The sequence below is a fragment of the Marinoscillum sp. genome (assembly GCF_040222955.1).
Taxonomy (GTDB): domain Bacteria; phylum Bacteroidota; class Bacteroidia; order Cytophagales; family Cyclobacteriaceae; genus Marinoscillum.
The window spans coordinates 168,009-192,498 of record NZ_JAVKCA010000013.1 but is presented as its reverse complement, the minus strand read 5'-3'; the positions used below and the strand labels follow the sequence as shown (position 1 = coordinate 192,498).

Annotated in this window: 7 protein-coding genes; all 7 read right to left on the bottom strand. The window is 49.8% G+C overall.

The genetic code is table 11. The features are described 5' to 3' along the window. Positions 1–588 (bottom strand): hypothetical protein (locus RIH33_RS13235; protein WP_406658713.1); only part of this gene is annotated, 588 nt, incomplete at its 3' end. A 23-nt stretch (positions 589–611) separates the two neighbouring features. Then, on the bottom strand, positions 612–2,348 hold the full coding sequence (locus RIH33_RS13230) for a hypothetical protein (RefSeq protein ID WP_406651289.1): 1,737 nt from the start codon (positions 2,346–2,348) through the stop codon (positions 612–614). After that, on the bottom strand, positions 2,338–3,804 hold the full coding sequence (locus RIH33_RS13225; protein ID WP_406651288.1) for an OmpA family protein: 1,467 nt from the start codon (positions 3,802–3,804) through the stop codon (positions 2,338–2,340). Before RIH33_RS13225 ends, RIH33_RS13230 begins: the two co-directional genes overlap by 11 nt. After that, entirely contained in the window at positions 3,801–8,711 is a 4,911-nt protein-coding gene (locus tag RIH33_RS13220; RefSeq protein WP_406658712.1) for an FG-GAP-like repeat-containing protein, read from the bottom strand. Before RIH33_RS13220 ends, RIH33_RS13225 begins: the two co-directional genes overlap by 4 nt. Then, positions 8,708–17,821, bottom strand: a complete 9,114-nt coding sequence (locus RIH33_RS13215) for a T9SS type A sorting domain-containing protein (RefSeq protein ID WP_406651285.1) — start codon at positions 17,819–17,821, stop codon at positions 8,708–8,710. The genes RIH33_RS13220 and RIH33_RS13215 overlap by 4 nt, the downstream gene beginning before the upstream one ends. Then, positions 17,818–19,878 (bottom strand): hypothetical protein, encoded by a 2,061-nt coding sequence (locus RIH33_RS13210; RefSeq protein WP_406651284.1) that lies wholly within the window; start codon positions 19,876–19,878, stop codon positions 17,818–17,820. Before RIH33_RS13210 ends, RIH33_RS13215 begins: the two co-directional genes overlap by 4 nt. Further along, positions 19,871–24,490, bottom strand: coding sequence for an Ig-like domain-containing protein (locus RIH33_RS13205; protein WP_406651283.1), 4,620 nt, complete (start codon positions 24,488–24,490; stop codon positions 19,871–19,873). Before RIH33_RS13205 ends, RIH33_RS13210 begins: the two co-directional genes overlap by 8 nt.

The following is a 24,490-nucleotide window of genomic DNA, read 5'->3' as shown; positions in this document are numbered from 1 at the left end:
TGAGAAGCTGATGTTTTGGGGATCGGTGGTGCGCAGCTTGTCTCCACTGAAGGGAAAGTTGATCAGGGGTGGGTCATTGAGTACTACCCAGGCATTGGCCCGGGACTGGTTGGAGATGCGCACGCTGCGGTTGTACTCCAGCACTTCGATGGTGAAGGTATAGAAGCCTTCGGGCAGCTTGCCGCTTTTGATGAACTCTGCGCGGGTGATGCCTTCAAAAATGAGGTTGTTGGGGTTGAGGTAGCCTCTGATGTCAAAGCCTGAGAGCATCTCGGGCACGCCTCCCTGCAGCACGAGGGCCGGGGGCACATAGGCGGGGCTGGTGTAGAGTCGTACGCCGGCACCTTCTATGGTCACGCGCAGTTTGGCTCGCAGGTCACGGCGGTCGAGCTCCATCACGTGGATGATCACCTGCAGGTTGTTGGCATCTGCGGCGGTGTAGTACGACAACACGGGACTATACGGCGGTATCAGCGTGGTGGTGACCTGGACGGGGTAGGTTTGGGCAGACAACAGCCGAGCACCCAGGATCATACACAGCACCATGATCACCCTCAGCGACGCCTGCATCCAGCGTTTCCATTTCATGGCCCTATGGTTCAGCATGTCCTTCACTTGATGTTGAAATTATAGTTGTAGCCCAGCTCAGCCACATATTCGCGGTAGCGCTGCTGGGTTTCGTTTTGCGGTGAAAACCGATTGACAGCTGTCACATTCAGGTTGAACTGATGCTTTTCCAGCAGCACATAGTTGGCGCCCATCCGCAGGTTGACCACCCGGCTGGCCAGCACCCCGTTGGCCTGTGAGTTGTTATAAGACAGTGTACCTGTAAGGGAAACCTTGTTGTCACGCAGGCTCTTTCGCACAGAAAGTGCAGGGCCATAGATCAGGTTTTGGGTCATCGGTGACTCAGACACATTGGCATTGCCCGAGAGGCTGAGGGTCAGGGCCTGAGGTTGCAGGTTCATGCTATAGGACGAGTTGAAATTGTAAAACTGGCTCCCCGTGTTCAAAGCTTCACCCCCCTGCTCATCAGCACTCTGCTGATAGGCTACATTCATGTTGAGGTTTTGTCGCCGCTCCTTGCTCTCGCCTAAGATAAAATTGAGTCCCAGGGAGGCATTCTGAGAGATCTGCCGGTAGTTGAGGGTGTCCAGGTTATCGTAAGGGGTCACCTGATTAAACTGCTGCTCTGGTGTGCGGAAGTTGACCACTGTGCTAAAATTGGAATAATTGACCGTGGAAGCGATGCGCGGGGAAATCTGATAATTCAGGCTGAGCGCCCCCGATAAACGATTCATGGTATTCAGCTCATCCTTATCCAGGTTGTTGCGCTGCAAGCCACCGCGTGCACTCACACTCAGCTTCTGATTGAGCCAGCGGGAGCTATGGGTGAGGGCAATGTTCTCCAGGTCATTATTGAAATAATAGGCTCCCAACGTACGGTACCTGGGGTCCACACGCTCATAGGCCACCCCAAAAGCTGACTTTTTAAACTGGTATTGCAGGGCACCATTCATGGCCAGATAGTACGCCGAAGAGGTCTTGGGCTGAAACAAAAAGTCCAGGTGGTCATAAGCATTGTTGGCTTGCACCGCTTCCGCGCGGCTGTCACTGGTGATGGCGCTGGAAGCAATTTCTCCCTTGAAGGATAGGCGTTTGAAGACTTTGGTATTCACCCCGAGGCTCACCACAAAATTTTCCTCTGGATAAATCTCCATGCTGCGCGGATCTGTCTGGAGCGAAGAAGCCTCATCGGCTGCCCGAAAGAAGGTCAGGTCCACGCTATGGGTGCTCCCTCCCAACGTGACTTTTGCGCCGCCCCCCATTCGCCGGTAGGCAGGCAAATTGGCCGTTTTGGTGGTATCCAGCTCCACGGGCTTTTGCAATCGCCCATACATGGCGGCCACTTTGATTTTATCTGAGGGTGCCAGCTCCACACCAGCCCCCAGAAACAAATGTCCGGCCAGGGAATATTTGGAAAACGTCATACTCCGGTAACCCAAATGAGCCGTCACCCACTTATAGGTCGGGCTGAGGCCATACTGATTGAAAGGCTGCTGAAAAGTGGCGTTTTGATTGGAGTAGGAAAAAGAAAACGGAACACTCCACCCGTAAAGGACAAAATTGAGGTTTCCCGAAAGGAAATAATTGTAAGGATCACGCCGATCAGCCACCCCATTGGCCTGATAAAACACCTGATTGGCATTGATACCGCCCGACATGGAAAAGGCGTCTCCTTTGCCCAGATTTTCCAGGTTCTGGGCTTGTCCCGAATGCATAAAGCCCACTATCCAGAGGAGCATCATACCGCAAAAGGACGATATGGTGGCATGATTATTCCTCATTCCTCACGTTGATTAAAAACTGCACCCGTCGGTTTCGGGCCTTACCCTCCGGAGTAGCATTGTCTGCCGCCGGCTCGGTATCTCCGCGCCCGGTCACCATCAACTGCCCGGCATCAAAGCCCTTGCGAATGAGGTAGTCTGCCACAGACTGTGCACGCGCCACCGACAGGTCGTAATTGGCCTGCTTGCTGCCCACATTATCCGTATGCCCGATGATTTGCAGCTGCCAATCCGGATTTTCCGAAAGGAGCTGATACACCTCATCCAGAAAAGGCTCACTTTCCGTCCCCAGATCGGCCTTGCCAAAGGCAAAGCGAAAATCCTTGGACAATTCAAATTGCAGGGCCTTCACCTGGTCGACAGCCTCCAGCTCCGTCCTGATCTGATCCACTTCGGTTTGTCGCACCACCGTTTTTTGGGTTTCAAAATCAAAACTCCTGCGCGCAGGGACAGCTTCTATGGTGATCTTCTTAGGACTTGGTTTCCAAAGGGCACGGCTCAGGGTGATTCCCACCTGCAGGCCACCACGTAGATACTGATTTTCATGTCCCAAAGGAAAATTATAGGCTACCCCGGCAGAAAATCCGGGCTGGTTGAGCACCACCCCCAGCGATGCGTCACGGTTAAACCCATACCGTGCCACCAGGTCCACATTGCCAGACCGCAGCAGGTCGTAGGGATTTTCATTTTGAAAAAGCAATTTGGCAGACCATGCCGCCACGTAGCTGTTGACTGAGCCGGACCGGAGGTAATAAAAGGCCGGTGACAAAGCCACCCGATGGTTTTCATAGAGTTTCGTCTGGCCATGTAGCTGATAGGTAAGTGGTGTACGTGCGTCTGAATCAAAAAAGGACTGATTGGGCCGGTTCACATCCCAGACGGCCAGACCGACGGAGGAGTGCTGCTGACCATCCTTTTCGAGCGCCCAGATGAGGCCGGTGCTCAGGCTCGTATAGTTGACGTTTTGCACCTCAAAAGATTCACCCAGTCCGGCGTTCGGATCGTACCGAAACTCACTCGCGATCCATTGGGAGCCCGTGGACAAATGCTCCATAGAAGTACGCGTGCTTAAGTAGGTGGCATTCATTCCAAAATGCAATGACTGGTGGACAGTGAGCTGCACGGGTGTCGCCACTGTGAGCCCGGCTTCATAGCGCTTTAGCAAATCAGATTTTCCGGCATCCCGCTCCAGGGCATTCAGCCCGATCCCGATCCACTTTCTTCCAGTGGTTTTCTGTACAAAGACATAATCCCCATTGAAGCTGTTGGTCGTGAGGTACTCCCCCGTAGCAATCCCTATCTCCTCATGAAACATGGAGACCTCCGCCTCATAGTTGAGCGTGGGGCTGGCCGGATTGATCAGCAATGGGGTGTACTGGCGCAGTGTATAAACTGAGCGCTGGGCCATGGCCACCGTAGACATTATGAGTAATCCAATCAGGTATAGTTTTCTCATCTCAGCAGCTTTATAGTTCCTTTACTTTGACCATTAAATTTCAAGGGCGCACCATTGTGAAAGCGTCCGCTGATGGACCACATGTAGGTGCCGTTGGCCATCTCGGCTCCCTGGTAGGTACCATCCCAACCCACCCGGATCGCCTCTTCCACATTTCTGGTGTGGTAAAGCCTGTTGCCATTGAGGTCATAGACCTGAAAATCGATGGTGGCAATACCCGATCCATACACCAGGAAGGTGTCATTGCTGTTGTCACCATTTGGGGTGAACAGGTTAGGGATGAACATCACATTCTGCACCAGCACATTCACCTGCCCTACGCTTTCGCAGCCATTTTCGTCGGTGACCTGCACGGTGTATAAGGTAGTTTCCAGTGGTGAGGCCTGCGGAGTAGCAGAAAAGGGGTCATCCAGGGTATTTTCAGGAGTCCAGACATAGGCTACCCCACCGTCAGCGGAAAGCATCACAGACTCATCAGGGCCTACGCTTTGCTGTGCACTCACCGTGATTTCCGGCGCATAGTTGACCGTGACCAGTACTGAATCACTCCCCGGAGGGCAGTAGCCGGAGTAAACTTCCAGGTAATAGCGGGTAGTCACCTCAGGTGACACCTGTGGATTGGATGCATAAATATCCTTCAATCCGACATTAGGTCTCCAGCTGTACTGGTAACCAAAAAGGCTCCCACTCGCTGAAGGCACACCTCCGATGGCTATGGTATCACCCAAACAAATCGCCACATCCGACCCGGCATCCACTGTGATTTTGGGATTGACCTGCACCCATACAGAGTCGATGGCATTACAGCCTTCCGCATTGATCACCTCCAGCTGGTAGGCCATGGTGCTTTCAGGTGTAGCCAAAGGTCTGGCAAGATCAGCCTGTGATAATCCCAAAGCTGGTGTCCATTGGTAGGTCCAATCTGATTCGGTATCATCTGCCCCCAGAAGGGTTTCCCCCCCATAACAAATCAGCGTATCGCGCCCGGCCAGCGCAAGGGGACGCTCGTTCACAATCACCTCCACCGAATCCGTCCACAGGCATTCGTTTTGGTCAATCAGGTCCGCAAATACCCAGGTATGTTCATCCGGAGATAAACGTACCGACTCGGTGTTGGTAAAAAGACTCCCGGATGCAGTGTACCAATGGGTGGAATCCGGCAAATCAAACGCAATACTCAGTGTAGTGGAATCGTACTGACAAATCACCGGATCTCCCTGAATGGTGAACTGCGGAAGCACGTTGACCAAAACATGCGTGGTGTCTGAGTATGTACAGGCATTTTCATCCGTCACGAGCAAGGAAACAGTCAAAGACTCGGTTGCAACCGTTTCCCAAAGGGAAGCTTCCGAAAGTAAATTTTGCTGACCATCCCGCCACTCATAAGACTGGCCAATGCTGCCTACGTCGCTGGTAATTGTATCGCCAAAACAGTAGACGCTCTCCTCAGGAAGGTCAAAGGTCGGCAAGGGGAGCATTTCCACTTGAATGGTATCATATTGAACACAGCCTTTCGCGGAATAGACCTCTGACCAGATTTCGATGGTCTCTTCCACTTTAAAATCATAAGTGACCTGATCCGCCTGCAATAGCTGATCACCATCGGTGTACCAGTTCACTTCTGGCCAACTACCCGTTACAGCCAGATGAACGGTATCCAAAAAGCATATTTGCTCATCCGGCCCCAGGGTGTGATCTGGTAGCGGATCCATTTCAATGCGAATGGTGTCAAAATTCAGGCAGCGATTTACATCGTATACTTCAGCAATAAGGGTATCGGTAGCAATGACCTGATAATTGAAAAACCAGCTTTCGGACTGCAGTTCTTCACCGGTGTACCTGGAATACCAATTGACCTCATCATACAAAGGCCCGGTCTCCAGCAAAATAGACAGCTCAAAGCACACGGATGTGTCCTTCCCAATATCAAAAACCGGAAGGGCAAATACATCCACGATGAGCGTGTCCCAGTTTACACAGCCATTCAAATTGAATACCTCAGCAATCAGCGTGTCTTTGGTCAGCACTTCATAGCTCAGCGATTCATTGTCTTTGATCAGGCTTCCCAAACCGGTGCTGTACCAGTTCACACTGTCCAGCCCGACAATGCCCAAATCACTTACTGAAAGTTCAAAATACTGGCCATAGCAAATCGTGGAGTCATTGCCCAGGTTGAAGGACGGCAGGTCATACACTTCCACGATCAGCGTGTCCCAGTTCACACAGCCATTCACATTGAATACCTCGGCAATCAGGGTGTCTTTGGTCAGTACTTCATAGCTCAGGGATTCATTGTTTTGGAGTAAGCTCCCCAAACCGGTGCTGTACCAGTTCACGCTGTCCAGCCCGTCAATGCCCAAGTCACTTACTGACAGATCGAAATACTGGCCGTAGCAAATCGTGGTGTCGTTGCCCAGGTTGAAGGACGGCAGGTCATACACTTCCACAACGAGCGTGTCCCAGTTCACACAGCCATTCACATTGAACACCTCGGCAATCAAAGTGTCTCTGGTCAGCACTTCATAGCTCAGCGATTCATTGTTTTGGAGTAAACTCCCTAAACCGGTGCTGTACCAGTTCACACTGTCCAATCCAATAATGCCCAAATCACTTACCGACAGGTCGAAATACTGGCCGTAGCAAATCGTGGTGTCATTGCCCAGGTTGAAGGACGGCAGGTCATACACTTCCACGATCAACGTGTCCCAGTTCACACAGCCATTGACATTGAATACCTCGGCAATCAGCGTGTCTTTGGTCAGTACTTCATAGCTCAAGGATTCATTGTCTTTGATCAGGCTCCCCAAGCCGGTACTGTACCAGTTCACGCTGTCCAGCCCGACAATGCCCAAATCACTTACTGACAGGTCAAAATACTGGCCGTAGCAAATCGTGGTATCATTGCCCAGATTAAATAATGGTAGGTCATATACCTCCACGATCAGCGTGTCCCAGTTCACGCAGCCATTCACATTGAATACCTCCGCAATCAGTGTGTCTTTGGTCAGTACTTCATAGCTCAGTGATTCATTGTTTTGGAGTAAACTCCCTAAACCTGTGCTGTACCAGTTCACACTGTCAAGCCCGACAATGCCCAAATCGCTTACTGACAGGTCAAAATACTCCCCGTAGCAAATCGTGGTGTAGTTGCCCAGGTCGAAGGACGGCAGGTCATACACCTCCACGATCAGTGTGTCATAGACCGTACACCCAAAAGTCTTCGTAATTTCTGCAATGACCGTGTCCTGTTTGAGGGCCTGGTGATTGTAAGTCAATGAATTGCTCAGGACCAGGCCATCGGTTTTTGTAAACCAGTTCACCACATCCACTTCAGGGTCCGCAATCTCCAATTCTACATATTCAAACTTACAAATGGTCGTATCATTCCCCATGTTCACGGCATAGCACACCGTGAAGCTCTCCTCAGTGGCAAAATCTGAACCTTTGAAATTGTTGTCAACAGCTTGCACCCCCCAGTAGTAAATACCCTCAGGCAGCTGATGAACGGTGAAAGAAGTCTGATTTCGGGCGTTCCCTGGGAGCATCACCTGTCGGTAGCCATCAGCGAGATTGGACAAAGGGGCCACCACCAGGCCACTACCTGATGGATTGGTGCTAATGTAAAAATTGTAAGTGACACTTGCAGCTGCTGTCCGATCATCTGTGGCAGCGTTCCAGGTGAGGGTGACAGAATCTTCGCTGGTCACCCCGGAAACGATCACCGGCACATTCGGCGCGGCATTGACGCGAGTAGCCGCCATATCTGATTCATACAGATTGGCCTGAAAAGCCAGGTCTGAATTCCCAACCTGAAAGACATCCAGGTCACCGTCATTGTCATAGTCGCCCAGTGCTATGTCACCATCGAAAATGTTTTCCATGGTCACCGCCACGTTGGAGAAAGAGTAGCTGCCTGCACTTTCAGCATTCTGATAGTACTGAATGTATTTCGTAGACCCGTTGAGCCCGGTGAGCAGGATATCCAGAAGCCCATCGTTGTCCACGTCACCAAAATCTACCGAAGAAGCTGATAAATCCTGTAAAAATGGGGACTCTTGAATGAAGCTGTTGACCTGATTGTTGGTAAAGAGATCTGAAGATTCAGAAGCTGATTCGGAAAACCCTGTCATCAACAGGTCCACAAACCCGTCTTCATCGTAATCGCCCAAACCATAGGAGTTCAGTGCATATCCTTCCAGCGTGCCGGTGTAGAGTGTGCTTTCCCATTCTTTGGACAGAGAATAGATGGCAGTCTTTGCATCCCCGCTGGTGTTGAACCCGGAAAATAAAACCTCAATGATCCCGTCCTGATTGGCATCCAGGATGCCTACCACCCCATTGCTTAGGGGCGCAATGGAAGTAGCCACTGATTGATAGCTTGCAGACGTATATTCATAAAACGCCACCACCCTTTGGTTACTGGCGTTGAGCCCCATGGATAAAATATCCAAATCACCATCCTGATCCACATCATACCATTTGACACCTCCGCGCGAAAAGCCTGAAAGCCCAAACGACTGGGCAGAAAAAGAGGTGCCCGAATTGTTTTTATAAACCGTAAAGTACTTATTGCCGCCACTGTCCACCCCCGAGAGGAGTATGTCTATGTAGGTGTCATGATTATAGTCTCCAAAATCATAAGCCACATCGTCCAGATTGGCAATGGTCAACGCGCTGAAGGTATCGTCCCCATTGTTGAAGTAAACGACCACCTTAAAAGTGCCGCCATTATTGGTGCCTGACACGAACAGGTCCAGGTAATTGTCATTGTTAAAATCCACCCATTCGGCCCGTGCATCAGTCATAGCCTCAAAAGCCGTAATGGTCACTTTTGAAAAATTCTGCCCCTGTAAAAAAGTCCCGGTGACCATCAAGATCACATATCCTATCGCCCGCAATCCTTTCATTTCAACACCATGATTCGTTTTGATTGTACCTGATTTCCGTGGCTAAATACCAGCAGATATACCCCAGCCGGAGCATCATAAAAATCCCATTCAATGAAATAATCCCGGCGGCCGGAAAGTTGCTCAGACCGGATGACTGTTTGGTCAAGGCTCATGAGCTGTACCTGCACCGGATTGTCTGAGGGTGCATGAAAAACCAACCTGATCAGATCACTGGTAGGGTTAGGAAAAATCTGCACCGCAACGGGACTCGATTTTCTATCATTGGAGCTGGAAGTCCGTGATCCGGCATCAGCTTCTGATACACTCACTATTTTATAAATCTCCGAGGCACAGTCGCTCAGATTCACCTGTACACCAATCTTGTATTCACCCGGTTCGGTGAAAACAAGCTCCATGGAGATGTCTGTTTTTTCATTGATCACAATAGACTCGTCCTCCGGCAGCACCCAGTTAACCACATCCGGCATAGGGGTACTCAGGTCTACGAATACGACCGGCTCAAAAGTGACCGCCTCACTGATCCGTATGAAGTCTGCTTCCAGTAAATTTTCGGAAACTTCTATGAAAGTGGCGATTCCTGAAGGGCAATCATTTTCATCGGTCACCGCCAGGTCATACTCTCCGCCTTCTGAAAGGATGACCTGCGATTCAGAACTGGTAAAATCATAGGGACCAGACCATTTATAGGTTTTCCATGGCTCCAGAGGCTCTAAAAACAGCTCCCCGCCACCACAAATGATGTAAGAATCATCAATACCAGTCACCTGAGGAATTTCCGGATTCTCAAGACTAAAAGTCCGTTTAATCTCACAGGCCTCCTCATCCTTCACCGTCACACTGTAATCCCCCCACGACAGGCCTTCCAGGGTGGATGTCTGAGCTGCGTTTGACCACTGATAAGTATAAACGCCTGTACCTCCGACCACACGGAATGAAATAAACCCATTCGCATCATCATGACAAATGGGATTATCAAATGTAACATTCGAAAACTGCATGCCGATCGGATCCTGAATGACCACTCTCCGCTCCATGCTACATCCTTTTGAATCCGTCAAAACCATCTGATAGGCTCCGGCTGCCAGCCCTGAAATCTGGGGTCCGGTCATTCCATTGTCCCAGCTGACCGAATAGGGCCCTACACCACCGAAAGGTTCAATTTCAATCCATCCATCGCTGTAACCCGCACAGGACGGACCGGATTTTACGGTAGAAAGGAGCGTAAGACCGCCAGGTTCTATCACCGAATATGATTTACTGGTCGCGCAGCCATTGGCATCTGATACAACAAGTGTATAAGTGCCTCTTTTGATTCCTGACAGCTCAGGGGTAGTGGCCCCGGTAGACCATGCATAGGTATATGGAGTAGTACCCCCGGTAATCACCGGAGTGATGGAGCCATCCTTCCCCTGATAACAGGAAACATGCCCAATGGTAGCCGACTGGAAGGCCAGTGCCGGGGGCTCCTGAATTTCTACCGTACCTTCCACCACACAACCAAACGCGTCCTGTACCCGATAGCTGTAAGAACCACTACATAATGATTTAGGATTTTTCACACTGCTGCCATGTGTCCACTGGATGCTATAGGGCTTTTTCCCACCGGAAATGGTGAGGCTGATTTCTCCGGCACAGTCATCCGCGCACAGGTTATCAATTTTCTCTGTGGTGACCGCTAATCTTTCACGTTCGGTCACGGTCACTTCACCAGTGATGGTACAACCCAGGCTCGACTCAATGTCATAACCATAGGTACCCGCAGCGAGATTTACGGCAGTCTTGCCTATCTGACCATTCGACCAGCGAACCAGAGGCGACCTGGCATGCTCAATGACCAATGTCACAGCTCCCGTCGAACTTCCCCAGCAGGATGGCTGAGTGATGAGGGTGTCAACCACTGTTATTTCAGGTGTGCTCAAAATTTGAAAAGTATCGGAGATGGTACAGCCCAGGGTCTGATCAGTCACCGTCACCCAATACACGCCTGCCGATCCTTTGATGCTGGCGGTAGTTTGTCCGGTAGACCAGCTATAGGCATAAGCTCCTGATCCCCCTGAAGCACTTACCACCAGCTGCCCATTGGTGCCATTGTAACAATCCGGAGCCACCTGCTTTACCAACGCTAACCGGAGATAGGGCTCCTCCCCTATGATCAGGGTGTCCTCCACATAGCATCCTCCATGGCGGTCATCGATGACCACATAGCCATAAGTACCCGGGCACAGGCCTGTTCTGGATATACCTGAAGCGCCATCGCTCCAGCTGATTGCGTACCTACCCGATCCTCCGGAGGGGAATAGCCGGGCGGTACCATCACAAGCTCCTTCGCATGACACCAACGTAGTGGCATTCGTAACCGCAAGATCCTCCAATGCTTCCACCTCTGTCAAAACAGAGTCCACAGAGCCAATGGCATCTGTAACAGCCACCCAATATGACCCGGGGGCCAGCCCCGTAATCGTGGATGATACCACTGAGCCTTCCAGTGAAAAAACATAAGGCGTGATGCCACCGGCAGCCTGGACACCTACCTTACCATCGGGCACTTCGCAGGTGGCATCCTGGGTAAACAAAAAGGTAATATCCAGCTGGGGCGTGCCAATGATCTGCGTGGTAATGGTATCTGAAGCACAGCCCAGGCTATCCATCCCTACCACGGCATATTGTCCCGGTGGTAAGTGCTCAAAATATCCGGATTCGGAAAAGGTAGTGTCCAGGTAATACCCGGAAGCTGCCCCTACTCCATTGGCTAACTGCACCTGAAGCGTACCATTGGCCGCTCCGACAGGGGAGGTGGTCTTACCTGTGACCGATAATATTGGACTTTCCCTGTCCTCCATGCTGACCGCAATGACCTGGTCACACCCGGCAGTATCTGTGGCAATGACCTCATAATAACCGGCAGTAAGGGCCGTTCCTTTGGCTCCGGTCATGCCCAGATCATTTCCTTCCTCATCAAACCACTGATAAGTGAATGGTGCAGCTCCCGATAGTGGCTCGATTTGCAGTACACCTGTAGGCAGGTCACAAGCACTTTGGGTGATCACTTCCCAATCAAATGCAGGAAGCAGTGACGGATCGTTTTCCAGTTGGAGGCCGTTGACCGTATATTGGCAGCCATTTTGGTCATCAACCGATAACTGATAGATGCCTGCACCCAGGTCACTAAAAATCACTTTCCCACCAGGTGTGTAAGTATCAGTGAAAGTAGCTCCACCGGGCCCGGTGAGCACCAGACCGAATGGCGGAAAGTCCCCCATGACCGTATCCACGGTAATCACACCAATGCTTAGGTCGCAATAAGGGTTGTCTATTGTCCATTCCACTCCCTCTACACCATCGGATGAAATCACTTCATAAACTCCAATCTTACTGCACCCATGGCCGTCAGTCACCTGTACCGAATAGCTCCCTGGTGACAAACCACTGATCGAATCACCTGATACCTCTAGTCCTAACCATTCAAATGTATAAGGAGCGGCACCTCCGGAAGCGCTCACCTTAATCGCTCCATTGGCCTCCTCGCAGGTGGTGAAATAGGAGCTATCCAAGCTCACCAATAAAGTGTTTTGGGCCGGAATACTCAGGAATAAATCAGTTGAGCAACCTCGGCTGTCCACCACAGTGAGTGTAGTATCACCCGCCAACATATTGGACAGGGAGATTTCCGCATCCGAAAAATTCTCTTCTCCTACCAGGTAAGGAGACACGCCATTAGTGATCACAAAGGAGGCCACGCCATTCGGATAGGTACAGTCTGCGGGAGAAACACTCACCCCAACAATCTGAATACCCGGATTGTCCTCAATGCTAAACGTATCTCTGGCTTCGCACAATTGAGCATCCTGAACAATGACAATATACGATCCGGCCGCAAGCGCAGAAGTATCCACTTGGCTACCGGAAAAGTTTTCCCATCGAGTGTTGTAAGGAGCAGTGCCACCAGTTACCGTGGAAGAAGCCTGACCATTGGACTGACCGCAGTCCGCATTTTCCGTAAGGGTAGAAACAGACAGTAGCTCAGGTGCTGTGAGGATGATCTCCAATGTATCTGACTGACAGGAATTCAGTGCTTTTTGTCTCACTACAAGCCGGTAAGTACCGGCCTGAAGCCCTTCATAAACCCCAAAATCTGAGGTATAGCTGCTGTCCGCAAATAAATACTCCACGTCAGGCGTTTGGGTGGACAATACAATCTGCCCATTGTCCGCTCCATAGCAGGCAGGATGGGTAATGCTCGTCACATCCACATTAACACCCCGCTGACCAATTTCGAATGGGTAGGCCGTACTGCAACTTCCATCCTGCAGGCCAATGGCAATTTCGTGAGACCCCACAGCCAGACCGGAAAGATACATTTCCCCGGAAGGGATCAACTGCCAACCGGCGTTATCCAGGTTATAATATTTGGACTGAGCAGGCCAGCCACCACTGGTGGAAAACAAAATCCGACCGTCATCAGACACTCCACAGGATGAGGGCACGGTATCCAGAATCGTCAGCTGAAGGGCTGGCGGCTCCATGACCTGCAACCCCTGCGTCTGTGTGAAACGGAAGGTGTCCTGCACGTACTCCGATTCCAACGTATAGCTCGCATAGTGCGCATACCGGGCCTTGATCTGGTAGGTAGAAGGGGGCAAGTCCGTAAGCGGGTCGATGGCATCCACAGAAGTGGAGAGACTGCCCGAAGCAGCTCCAGAGAGGTCTTCCCAGGTTACCGTCAGCCGGTCATAATCTGTCTCTTCACCGGGGTCAGCATCCGAAAGGTCAAAAACCGGCTGAATCTGACCGTCATCCGCACCTTCGCAGGTGATCTGCTCTATGGTAGAGTTCTCCAGGGTAATCACCCGTCCATCTGGGACTATCAGCGATACCTCGCGCTGGCAAAACTCCTTTTGATCCGTCACATAATTCTGATCGCGCATATAGACGGTATAGGGCCCGGCTAACGTATCGGTGACCATGAAGTAAGTGCTATCGTCGAGTACTGAAGGGGCAAAAGCTCCGTCAATGTCCTCAAGCGCAAAAACAAAAGCTCCGACTCCTCCACTGGCCCGGACGGTAAACAACCCGTCACTCATGTACTGAAATGACGGTCGAAGTGTGGCGATGGAGTCCACTGACAAATGATCGGGGGCATCCATGTTGATAGTGGTGACCTGATTTTCATTGACCGCATCACATTCATAACGATCTTCCACAAACACCTCGTAGCGTGGGAGCCCTTTGCTGTCATGAAGTGTGTCCAACGTAAGGGTAGTCTGGTTGTGGAGGATATCTCTCGGGCTATCCAAATCACCACCTGAGATCCTGTACAAGTACTTGCCGTTGGCCTTAACCGTGGCATTGGAAATGGTCATATTCAGCTCCCCATTGGTTCCTTCATGGCAGTTGGGGGCCTGATAGGTCACGTCCACCCTCAGTGGGCTTTGGTCAGGTTTCATCTCTACCGTACGCTCATTCTCGCACCCGTTGACATCCTCTACCCGTACCGTATAGGTCACTGAGTTATATCCGTTGGCCGGTAGACTAAAGGTGGCCGTAGTGCCTGTTTTGATGGCGTAAACACTCCCCGACCTGAGAATGGTATACGTGTAATGATACCCCTTTGCCGGGCCGGTACCACCTGTGGCAGAGAGTGCAATGGTTCCTTCATCATTGGTGCCATCCGAGTCTGCAATACACTGTGGGAACGTGACCACCGGATTGCTGAGCAGCAGCGGGGCTGAGGGTTCGCGGAGTGTGAAACTCACGTCACCCGAAAAACAACCCTCCTCATCCCGGACCCTGGCGATGTAAGATCCCGCAAGCAGGGGGACATCTGCCATTTTCAGGTCTTTCCCCACAGTAACCAATGTATCCCATGAAGTCAGGGTGTTTTCAATATATAGATTGTAGGTGCCGCCAGTGTAACCACCATCCATTTCAAAATGGATGTCTTCTCTGGTGCCATAGCAGGCAATGTGAACATTTCCTGACTTCAGTACTCCGGTAGTATCAATTTCGGTAATGCGTACCAAAGCTGGTCGCGTAAGGGTGATCGAAGAATTTATGGAACAGCCCAATGAATCTGTTATTTCCAGTGTATAGGAGACCCCGCTTAGCGAGGTAGTCAGACCTTGGAAGGTGTGAGAGCCATTAATAGTGGCATCCTGATCCTCGCCATCTATGTGATAGGTATAAGATTTGATTCCCCCTGAAGCCGTGGCTTTGATTTGTCCTTGATTTACGTCGCCATAGCACTGCACGCTGGCTTCATGCAGGTATTCCACGTTATCATGCAAGGCAGCGAATTCTAGTGCCGGGGGGTTGTTGATGATGAATTCTTTGGATCGAATACATCCATTGGCGTCAGTGACCTTAAAGGTATGAGTAACAGGAGAATCATTGCTCCAGCCTTGGGAAATAGATGTTGTAAAGGCAGTACTTCCTAACATCTTGGAATATGGCGTAACTCCACCTTGGATGGTTGTTGCAGCCGGCTTAAAAGTGTAATTAGAATTATGACACTTACTATACATGCCCCCCCCAAACTCCGCTACATGACCTGTTTGAAAATCAGTTTTTGCAATCTCATAAATGGTCAATTGACTTGCTGGTTCCGTTAATTCAAAAGTATTGCTGCTAAACTCTTTCGAACAGCCACTGGCATCTGTGATCTTAGGATAGTAAGTGCCTGCTCCAAGGTTCTCAAATTCATAGATTCCTGGTGGGCTCTCAGGATTCGGATCCCATGAACTCATACCTTTGATAAGTTTCACGGAATAACTGCTGGAGTTACCTCCCGTCACCTCCAAAGTAACTTTACCCTTGTCTCCTTTACACTTAAAAGTGTAATCCAAAACACCCTTTTTTTCAAACGTTGGAGTATATGAAATAACAGAACTAACACCTTCTGGCACATTTACATTAAATGTTTTCGTTGCATAAAATCCACACCCATCGGTTGCAATGATCGAATATCTCCCCCTGGGGAACGAATCATCCATGCGATACACATTATTAGAGAAACTAGTATTGTAACTAGATTTAAAGCCCGACCCATCATCATCCCTAACTACTTCGATGTTATAATCGCCGTTTCCTCCACTTACCTCAAAACTCATATCTCCTTCCCAAAACCCATCATAGCATTTTATTGCTTTATCTTCAATGGGATAACTCATCAGACCAGTGATTAAAACTTCTGGCACATTAGGTACAGTGACAGACGCATTGTAAACCGTTTCACCGCCACGGCACAGGTCTTCGATTACTAGCGTATAATCTTTTGGACTTAGGCCGGTCAATGTGTGACTACTTGCGTAGGGTTCATTGTGCACCACAGTGGAACCATCTTTTAAAATGATTTGATAGCTGATAGGTGATGTGGTACCATTTACCTTATCCTTATTAACTACTACTGAAATCTCCCCATCATTACCGTCACGACATGATGGTTCATCAGTGCTAATCTCAGAGCTAATCTGAGGAACTGGATGGAGCTCCACACCTGTCTGCTCAGATGAACACAGTTCATTGATTTTCATTTTTACACTGTATGTACTACCTGATGGCAAGTTGGAGAAAGTGTTTGAAGTGCCAAATGCCTCATCATTCAAAGCATAAGTGACCGAATAACCCTTACTGTTGTTGTAACTCTCGGGGAGAGAGACCTCAATTGCTCCATCCGCATTACAAGTAGGGTGGGAAATAGCAACAACCGGAGAGTACTCCGTTCCTGCCACAACGTCCACTGTTTTATTTTTTACTGTATCACATTGATCTCCAACTAAAATCTTATAGTTATCACCAGTACTATAACCTGTAAGGATAGAATTAACCCATGTTTCGTCGGCCAGATTCTTCCATTTTATGGCTCCTTTCCCAGTCCCATCCGCCACCGTTACCCCTACCGTCCCATCATTATTTCCCTTGCAGGAAGGTGCGGTGGGATTGAGGGTGATCGCAGATTCAGTGAGTGTGGTGTAAACGGGGTCTTCAAAACTAAATATAGTGTCAATAATACATGAGGAATATTCGTTGGACCCTGCGTCTTCGGTACCCTTTCCTACTTCAGATTCTATTTGTAAGCGGTATTCTCCTGACAATAGTGCCAAGGTTGCACCATTCAAATATTCGGCGTTATTAAGATCAAATACCAGTTGACCTTGATTAATTGCATTGTATACAGCTCCTTCAGCGCAATAAACCTTGGTGCCATAGGATAACTCAACTCCACTATCACAGTTGTCTCCCTCTTTCACCAAAAGCTTGGTGATTGAGTAAACGTAACGAACGTTCTCAATTGAAGAATGTGTGATAACTACTGATCCTTCTCCACCCTTACACTGAGGACTAACTATATCAATACTTTCTATAGGTGGAGAGACCGGATAAAACACATATGGTCCGACGGGTGAACTGTCTTCCGTATCTGAGGAGACTCTAAAACGATAATTCACGCCATACTCAAATTCATATTCATCCAATCCCGAAATGTAGGTTTCGTTGATATTGAATTTCCAGGAGTCGGCAAAAATCAGCCCTGTCCCGGGATAAAAGTTCGTCCAATCCCCGGCGTCTGCTTTAACCTGCCAGGTTAGCCTGGTAGAAGGTACTTCCGCTCCCCCCAATAAATACACGGTATCATCCGAACACAAAATTCCAGACGTGGGATCAGCAGCGATATACAGACCACCGAATTCTCCACCACCCCCACCTCCACCTCCACTGCCACAGCCCGGAGTAGCGCTGATGGTTATATCCTTGATAATGGTCTGTTCACATTCATTCGACTCCCCGTCATCCCAGTTTTGCAAAACAAGTTTCACTTCACCAGAAGATGCAGAATTGCTCCATTGAACCTGAATAGAATTCTTATTGACCCCTGAGCACGAATTGCTTTCGCATCCCGAGGTAACAATGGTCCCACCAGTTACGGTCCAGGCTGTGCCAAACTTCACTACGCTACAGGTGCCTTTGCTGAAAATATAGGTCTCCGTGGCTCCCCGACACACATCGGTCTTACCACTGACGGAACCCTGACCTAGAACAGGGATGGCAGATAGCCAAAACAGACCTGCAAGCAGAATCCCAAAACTGACATATGTACGATCTCTCATCATAATCCAACCTTGATTTTTTTGGAAAATGGGGTGCGCTCGCCAGTAGCAAAAATGCCCTGCACGGCATACTCACTGGCCGGCGCTTTGCTTTTGAGTGGGTCTACCAACTCATTGGTGGCTTTCGCCTCCAGCTCCTTATATAGCTGAAGTGGCTGTCCGTTGGTAGCCTTGTACACGGCGTACTTCACCACCTCCGTCTTGCCATAGCTCCAGCTTATTTTTACTTTATCCTCAAGAATGATATAGTTCAAGTCTTCAATGGGTGGATACGGGTCCGGACTCAATCGCTTCATCGTGACCGGACTTGTCGGCTTTGACTCCAGCCCATCATCATCCACGGCCACCAGCGTATAGGCATAGAGCACCCGATGTTTCACCTCCTGATCCAAATAATGATCAGTCTTTCCTTCATCGGAAAGAATCAATGTCCAATCATTTTCATCAATACTGCGCCGGTAGAGTAAATTCATCACAGCATCTTCACTGGGACTGAGCTCCCACTGAAGCAAAATACCCAATGAGTCGTTTTCAATCGACCGGAAAACCGGCGCCACCGGTGGGATGAGGTCGGGCTTCTTCAGCTCCAATACAGCCGAAAAATCAGACGGATTGTATCGCCTGTCAAAGGCACGCACTTTGTAGTAAATCTTTTCGGTGAGGTTGTTGAGGGCAATGCTATCGGTTCCTTCCGCCCTGCTGACCATCGCTCCTGGCAGCTCAATAAAGCCATCATCATTGTGATTGGATTTATACAGCTTATAGCCCAATACATCCGGTTCCTCATTTGGAGTCCAGCGCAATGAAACCAGGCCTGTGGGCAGAACCTCACCTTGCAAACCCACCGGCGGGCCTGGTGGGATGCTGTCTTCCAGTTGCACAAAGTAGGGGAATGAGGTAATCTCCCTACCGTAGGTATCGTGGGCCTTTATGACATAGTAATTGGAGCTATGTGGCTGCTGATCAACCACCTCACGACTACCTGCCGGTATCGATTCAATAATGGCCTCCAGGGTCCTGTCCTCCTCATTTCTTCGGCTTAAACTGAACCTTTTCAGGAGCTCCAACCCCGTTTTGGGAACGGTCCATTGGAGGTACACGCTGCCATCAGGTCGGATTTCATGACGGGTAATATTGGGCGCGATGTGAAACGCCGGCAACCCTTTTCCCACCAGGGTATCAGATGCAGGACCCCTCTGACCAAAAGCATCGATCCCAATGATTCGATAGTAATATGTGACCTCATTGGCTGGCAGGCTGTCACCTTTAAACAATCGCTCCACAGACTTCTCCGGAAAAGTATTCACGATGGGTGCTTTTGAAATGGACTCAAACTTCACTCCATCTGAAGATCGCTCTATGATATATGTATTGTACACATTCCGATGAACCTCTCCATTCCAGCTGATCATGGCCACCCGATCCTCCAGCTCGATCTGTGGGTCAAAAGGTGGTGGAAGAGGCTTTGTATCAGCCAAACCGATGAAGACTGAGGCCGTGTCGATGACATGCAATGAGGAAGGCACGTCAGCATAGATTTTATAGACGTATTTCTGATCATAGAGCACCTGCTCATCGCGAAAGGAAAGTCCCGAAAGTTCAGCCGCTTTGGGCGACAGGTCCGCAGCGTATAAAGCAAACGAAAATCGATTTTCCAGTTCCCTGGAAGCATTGATCACACGAGCAACTTCTGAGGTATTGCCAGCATCCGTTTCAAAGCTTTCGCCGTAGATGGCCTGAGCAGCCACAGCCACATAATCATTCTCAGAAAAAGGTTCCCAGTCCACCAGAAGTGCTGGTTTCAGGCCGGTGGCCAGTACCTGACGGGTGGGATTGCGGACGAGTTTTCCATTTTCCATCAAGGTAATCCGCTCCACGGTGTATCCGTATTGATTGGCCAGTTGCCAAACAGCCGAGTTATCCGGCGCCCAGCGCAAACGGATCTCTCCATTCACCACCCCACCTTTCGCCTGGATGGAACCAATAGGCTGAGCCCAAAGCATGGCAGGAGCACACAGGCCAACAATGAAAAGGACGATATGAAGGTGAGCTTTATTCAAGAGGGTTATAAATTTTGTGTCTGTAGGTGGAAGAAACTTCATTGATGCCCGGGATCACATATTTGGCAATGGACCAATAGTCTCCTTTCTGAATGGTTGGAAACTGACTTTCCAACAGCTTGGCCAAACGGCTGGACAGGTTACCGGAAGCATACCGGGAGGCCACCTGATTCGATAAGTCTACATAATCGCCATACATGTACTTGGCCAGTAAATAGCTGAAGGTACCTTCCGGAGCATTGAGGCTTGATGAGCCACCGTTTTTAGCATCCTGCGAAAGGGTGATGGAGTAAGGATATTGCCAGATGTAAGTCGCTTTGGTAGGGACTAATCCTAGCTCCGCCGGATCCCGGTTAGATGCGCTCAGGCTTATACTTCCTCCCAATGGATAGCCTTCATAGATCAGCGGATAGATCTTATTTTGATACCAGGCATTGCCTGTCAGGTCAGCCTCTGTCTGGATCAGTGGTGCCGCGCCATTAACCACTTTCAACTCCCTGTGCGCAAAGGGCTCAGGGCCTGAAAGGTTGGTGCCAATGCGATGAACACCCACCTGAATGGGGTCTCTCCAGCCTCCTCTTCCAAGGGTAGCCTCTGCTTTACTCGCAAAACTGGCATACTGACTCACCCGAAAGTAAGACTCAAAGAGCCTTTGCTCTTCATAATTTTTCACAGTCCCCTCTGCTGCTCTGCTTCTGATCTCCGTGGACACTCCGTCACCCAGTTCAAGTGTCTTGGTACTCACGGTAATGTTGGACTCAATATTGGTTTCCTGTTTTGGTATATTCAGCAGGTGCATGGTATATACCGACTTGCGGGCAAGGTCTGTAGGAATGTCAAAAGTCACTTCTTTCTTACTGCTCACATACTGCAGAGGCACTTCCTTCACGTTTCCGCCGCTGGTAAATCGAACCACAGGACTATATTCGGCATCTTCAAACAGATAACCCTGACCCTGCTTCAGCTTGATAAACCCGTGGGGATATTCTTCAGGGTAGTAGTTAACCATATCCAACAGCGGATAGATGTACTCGATGTTATTGTCCGGAATATTATCCGGCGCCTCGCCGGTGGTGAATGTGATGTTCTGAGACTCAGTCAGTGGCTGACCATCGGCACTCGCTACCTGCCAGGTGCCTCCTTTGAACTCCTTAAACGACGAAGACACTGTGAGCGTGAGTTGGGTTTTGGAAGGCAGAATATCCGAGGGTTTTAAAACAGCCGTCATTTTATCTTCTGACCATTGGATATCCGCAGCAATCACCGTCCCGCCTTGCTTGAGCTCTACTTTGTCGGCAGTGATTTTGAAGCGAACCTGCTCCCCTCCATCATTCAATTTAAACTCTTTATCAATCTCGTAGTTAAAAACTACCTGCGGAAGCGTGAACACATCCACATCCGTGGATCCACTACCGGGATTGAGCTGTGCAATGACCTGCATGCCCTCCACGGCCGAATCCGAGTCACGTTCCTGACGCTGCATGTCGCACTGATTGCCAATCTCCACCTCAAACTTGCATTCTCCTTTCACCAATCCACCGAGCACACTGAAACGACCGCCCACAATTCCTTTCATCCAAACGGGATTGGGGAGCTGCGCCTGCATTACCACGGCTGCTGCTATGCTGAGAATGTCTATTTTTTTGGACTTCCCGAATACCTTGACTTTGATGCCTATCAGTCCATCAAAATAGGCATAAGCCTGCCCATTGGCATACCAGCCATTCACCCCAATCTGGCCGGATCCCGAGCAGGTGGTATTGCCATAGTCCTTGAGCATCACATCAAAGCCCACGCCTACTTTGAAGTGGCCATAAAAAATCAGAAAGGTCTTGTCTCCCGTATCAATGCCGAAACTGGCACCAAACCCTATCCCGGCGCCATCAGCCAGCTGGTTGAGATTTTGCATATAATCCAGGTCCATGCCCCCAAGAATACTTGACACCTCGGCTGGTGGGGGTGGCGAATCCGGAATGACTGACCCCATGACGAAATACGCATCGGCCCGCATCAGGCCAAGAAATTCCATGGCAAAGCGGTTTTCCCGCTCTGGCCGCCCAATATAAATGTACCACTGCCCCGGTTCGAAATGCATTACGGCATTACCACCTCCTGTGATGAGTCCGGCAGCCACATTCACATCCAGCATCAGATTGGCATGCAGAGAGTTGTTATCAAAGTTCAACTCCATGTTGAGTTCCCCATAGATAGCCGCCCCGTTTCGGGAGTCCCCAAAAATCTGTTTCGCTATCTGGTTGTTGCCGCTGATCTCCTGCTTGTCTTTGGCCTTTTCGGCCAAAGCTTTCACTTTGTCCTGCAAACCGGCAATATCGAGCCCAGCCGGATTGGAGAGCAGGGTGGCATTCCCTATGAACCGGATGTACTTCAGTCCACCACTGCTTCGGAAGGCCATTTCGTAAGTAGCTTCTCCCGCAAAAACGGTCTCCTTCGCTCCCATGACACCCACAATGGCCTTCAGCCCCAAGCCCATGCTCTGATTGGGCACATAGGTCATTCCTGAAGTGGTAGTTCCCAACTGTGAGCCGACCCTTTTGGAATCGATGCTCATATGATAATAGGCCCCGCCGCCAAACCGATTGATGAAAAAGCCCGGGAAAACAGGCGCTGTGGTCCCCAGAGTGGCCATGGCATCTACATACCAATACTTATAACCGTCCACATTCCCGAAAATGGCATTGGCGGTAAGGCCTATGCTGCCGAACGTGGCATCTACATACCCACTGATCCCATTGCCATAGACCTGGTCTTCCCTGAAGAAATTGAGCTTGCCCTCAAATTTGAAAGTGCCTTTATCAATATTGATTCCGAGTTGTGAGATCTCGATCCGGTCATACTTGTAGGAAAGATCCGATCCCCGCTCCACGGCTTTTGAAATTACCCTGAACCCGCCCGTAGCTCCAAAGGCCCCGCCCTCGTTGCCAGTGAGCTGAAGGGTCATGTCCACCCCCAAAAAGAGCTCATTGCTGTTTTGTCCACCGTAGATGTTGTTGATGGTAAACCCAAATCCACCGATTCCCGATTCGGAACCCAGGGAAAAGGATCCAATGGTCACGTAAGGTTTCACCGATTGCACCTGCAGGTCCTGAAAGGTGACCTGGGCCATTTTGAGGTTTTTCTTTTCATTGTCAGAAGGCGCCCCGTCCTCCCCATTCATTCCAATGTTGATGTCCATTTTGCCATTGAGGTTGGCACGGGGCAGAAACTTGCCATTTTTGACTTCAATCTCTACATAAGAAGAGGACTCCAGGGTCACCTCGGCAGCTTTCCACAGGTCAAAATTCAGCTCATTGGGATTGCTGACATTGAAGAGATAATTGCCCCCGGGGCGCATCATAGCCGTGTAAGCAAACAAGCGGGAATCCACAGAAGTACCGCCCTCTTTGCTGTTGATGGGAATATCTATTTTCCCTCTAAACCCTGCGGATTTAAGCTCATTGGAAACAATGCTCACCTCAAACGCTTCGAGCGAAAAATTCCAGTTGCCCAACTTCCCCCGATCAATGGGGATCAGGTTTTCGGCTGCCAGCCCGCCACTGAAACCCTCATCATCAATGACCAGGTCATAGCCCGCAAAGCTTACCCGGGAGGGGGTTCCTGTTTGGTCCGGTGTATTGAACTCAGGGGGCAGATTGATCCGCATGGTACGTATGTATACCCCACGCCAGAGATTTGAATTACCCGATAGAAAAACAGGGGACTCCTGCACATAGTCAACGGGGAAATTGACTCCCGGAACATTGCGGGTATCGCTCCAATCCAGTAAAGCGCCCTCCACTTCGAAGGAAACCCCATTGACTCCCTTCACCCTGAATGGAGGGATAGACACTTCTACCAACAGATCGTTCCAGTCCCCTACACTGGTGGTAAAGTCTACGGAAACATTTTCGTTTTCGAGGAGCTGCCCATTTTCATCTTCTCTTTGTAAAAGGTCTCTGGAAAACAGCAGGCTGGCATCTATGCTAAACTGCCTGAATCCGTTGCAATCAAACTCCACAAAAGTCTTTTCGCCATGGATGATAAATTGCGTTTTGGCTTCTTCTTTGGTGAATGGATAATCCCCCACCAATTGGAGTATTCCTCCATCTACAATTCCTCCTTCCTTGGAAAACTTAATACCCACCCCGCGGAAGTGAATGTTACCCAACCGGGGTGCCTCAAACATCATGGAAGCATACAGTAAAGAGTGCGATGGGTATGCCTGCACACTATCGATCAGGATGGTGTAGGAAAGTGCCCCGATATCGCTTTTGATGCCCACCGGCAAATCCATCAGGGCGTGCTCATCCAGAAACTTGATGAATTTGTTTTGGGTAAGCACCTTATTATAAGTGGCCTCTATTTCCGCCCGAATCTGCTCATCTTCGCTGCTCACCTGCTCATAGAGGTGCTCAGAGAAAAAGGCTGGCCCTGACATTTCTGCTGCGGCAAGGTCAGCAAAAGGGTCGACTGAGGTGAAGGATCTTTTTTGGTGTATTTTGTACACCTGTTCGTTGGGAGTTTCTTTTGTCTCAGCTGTGTTGATGGCACAGACCGCTCTTACAAAATAGCCACACAGGGCTACAACTAGGAATGTCCTTCTGGGAAAGGTCAT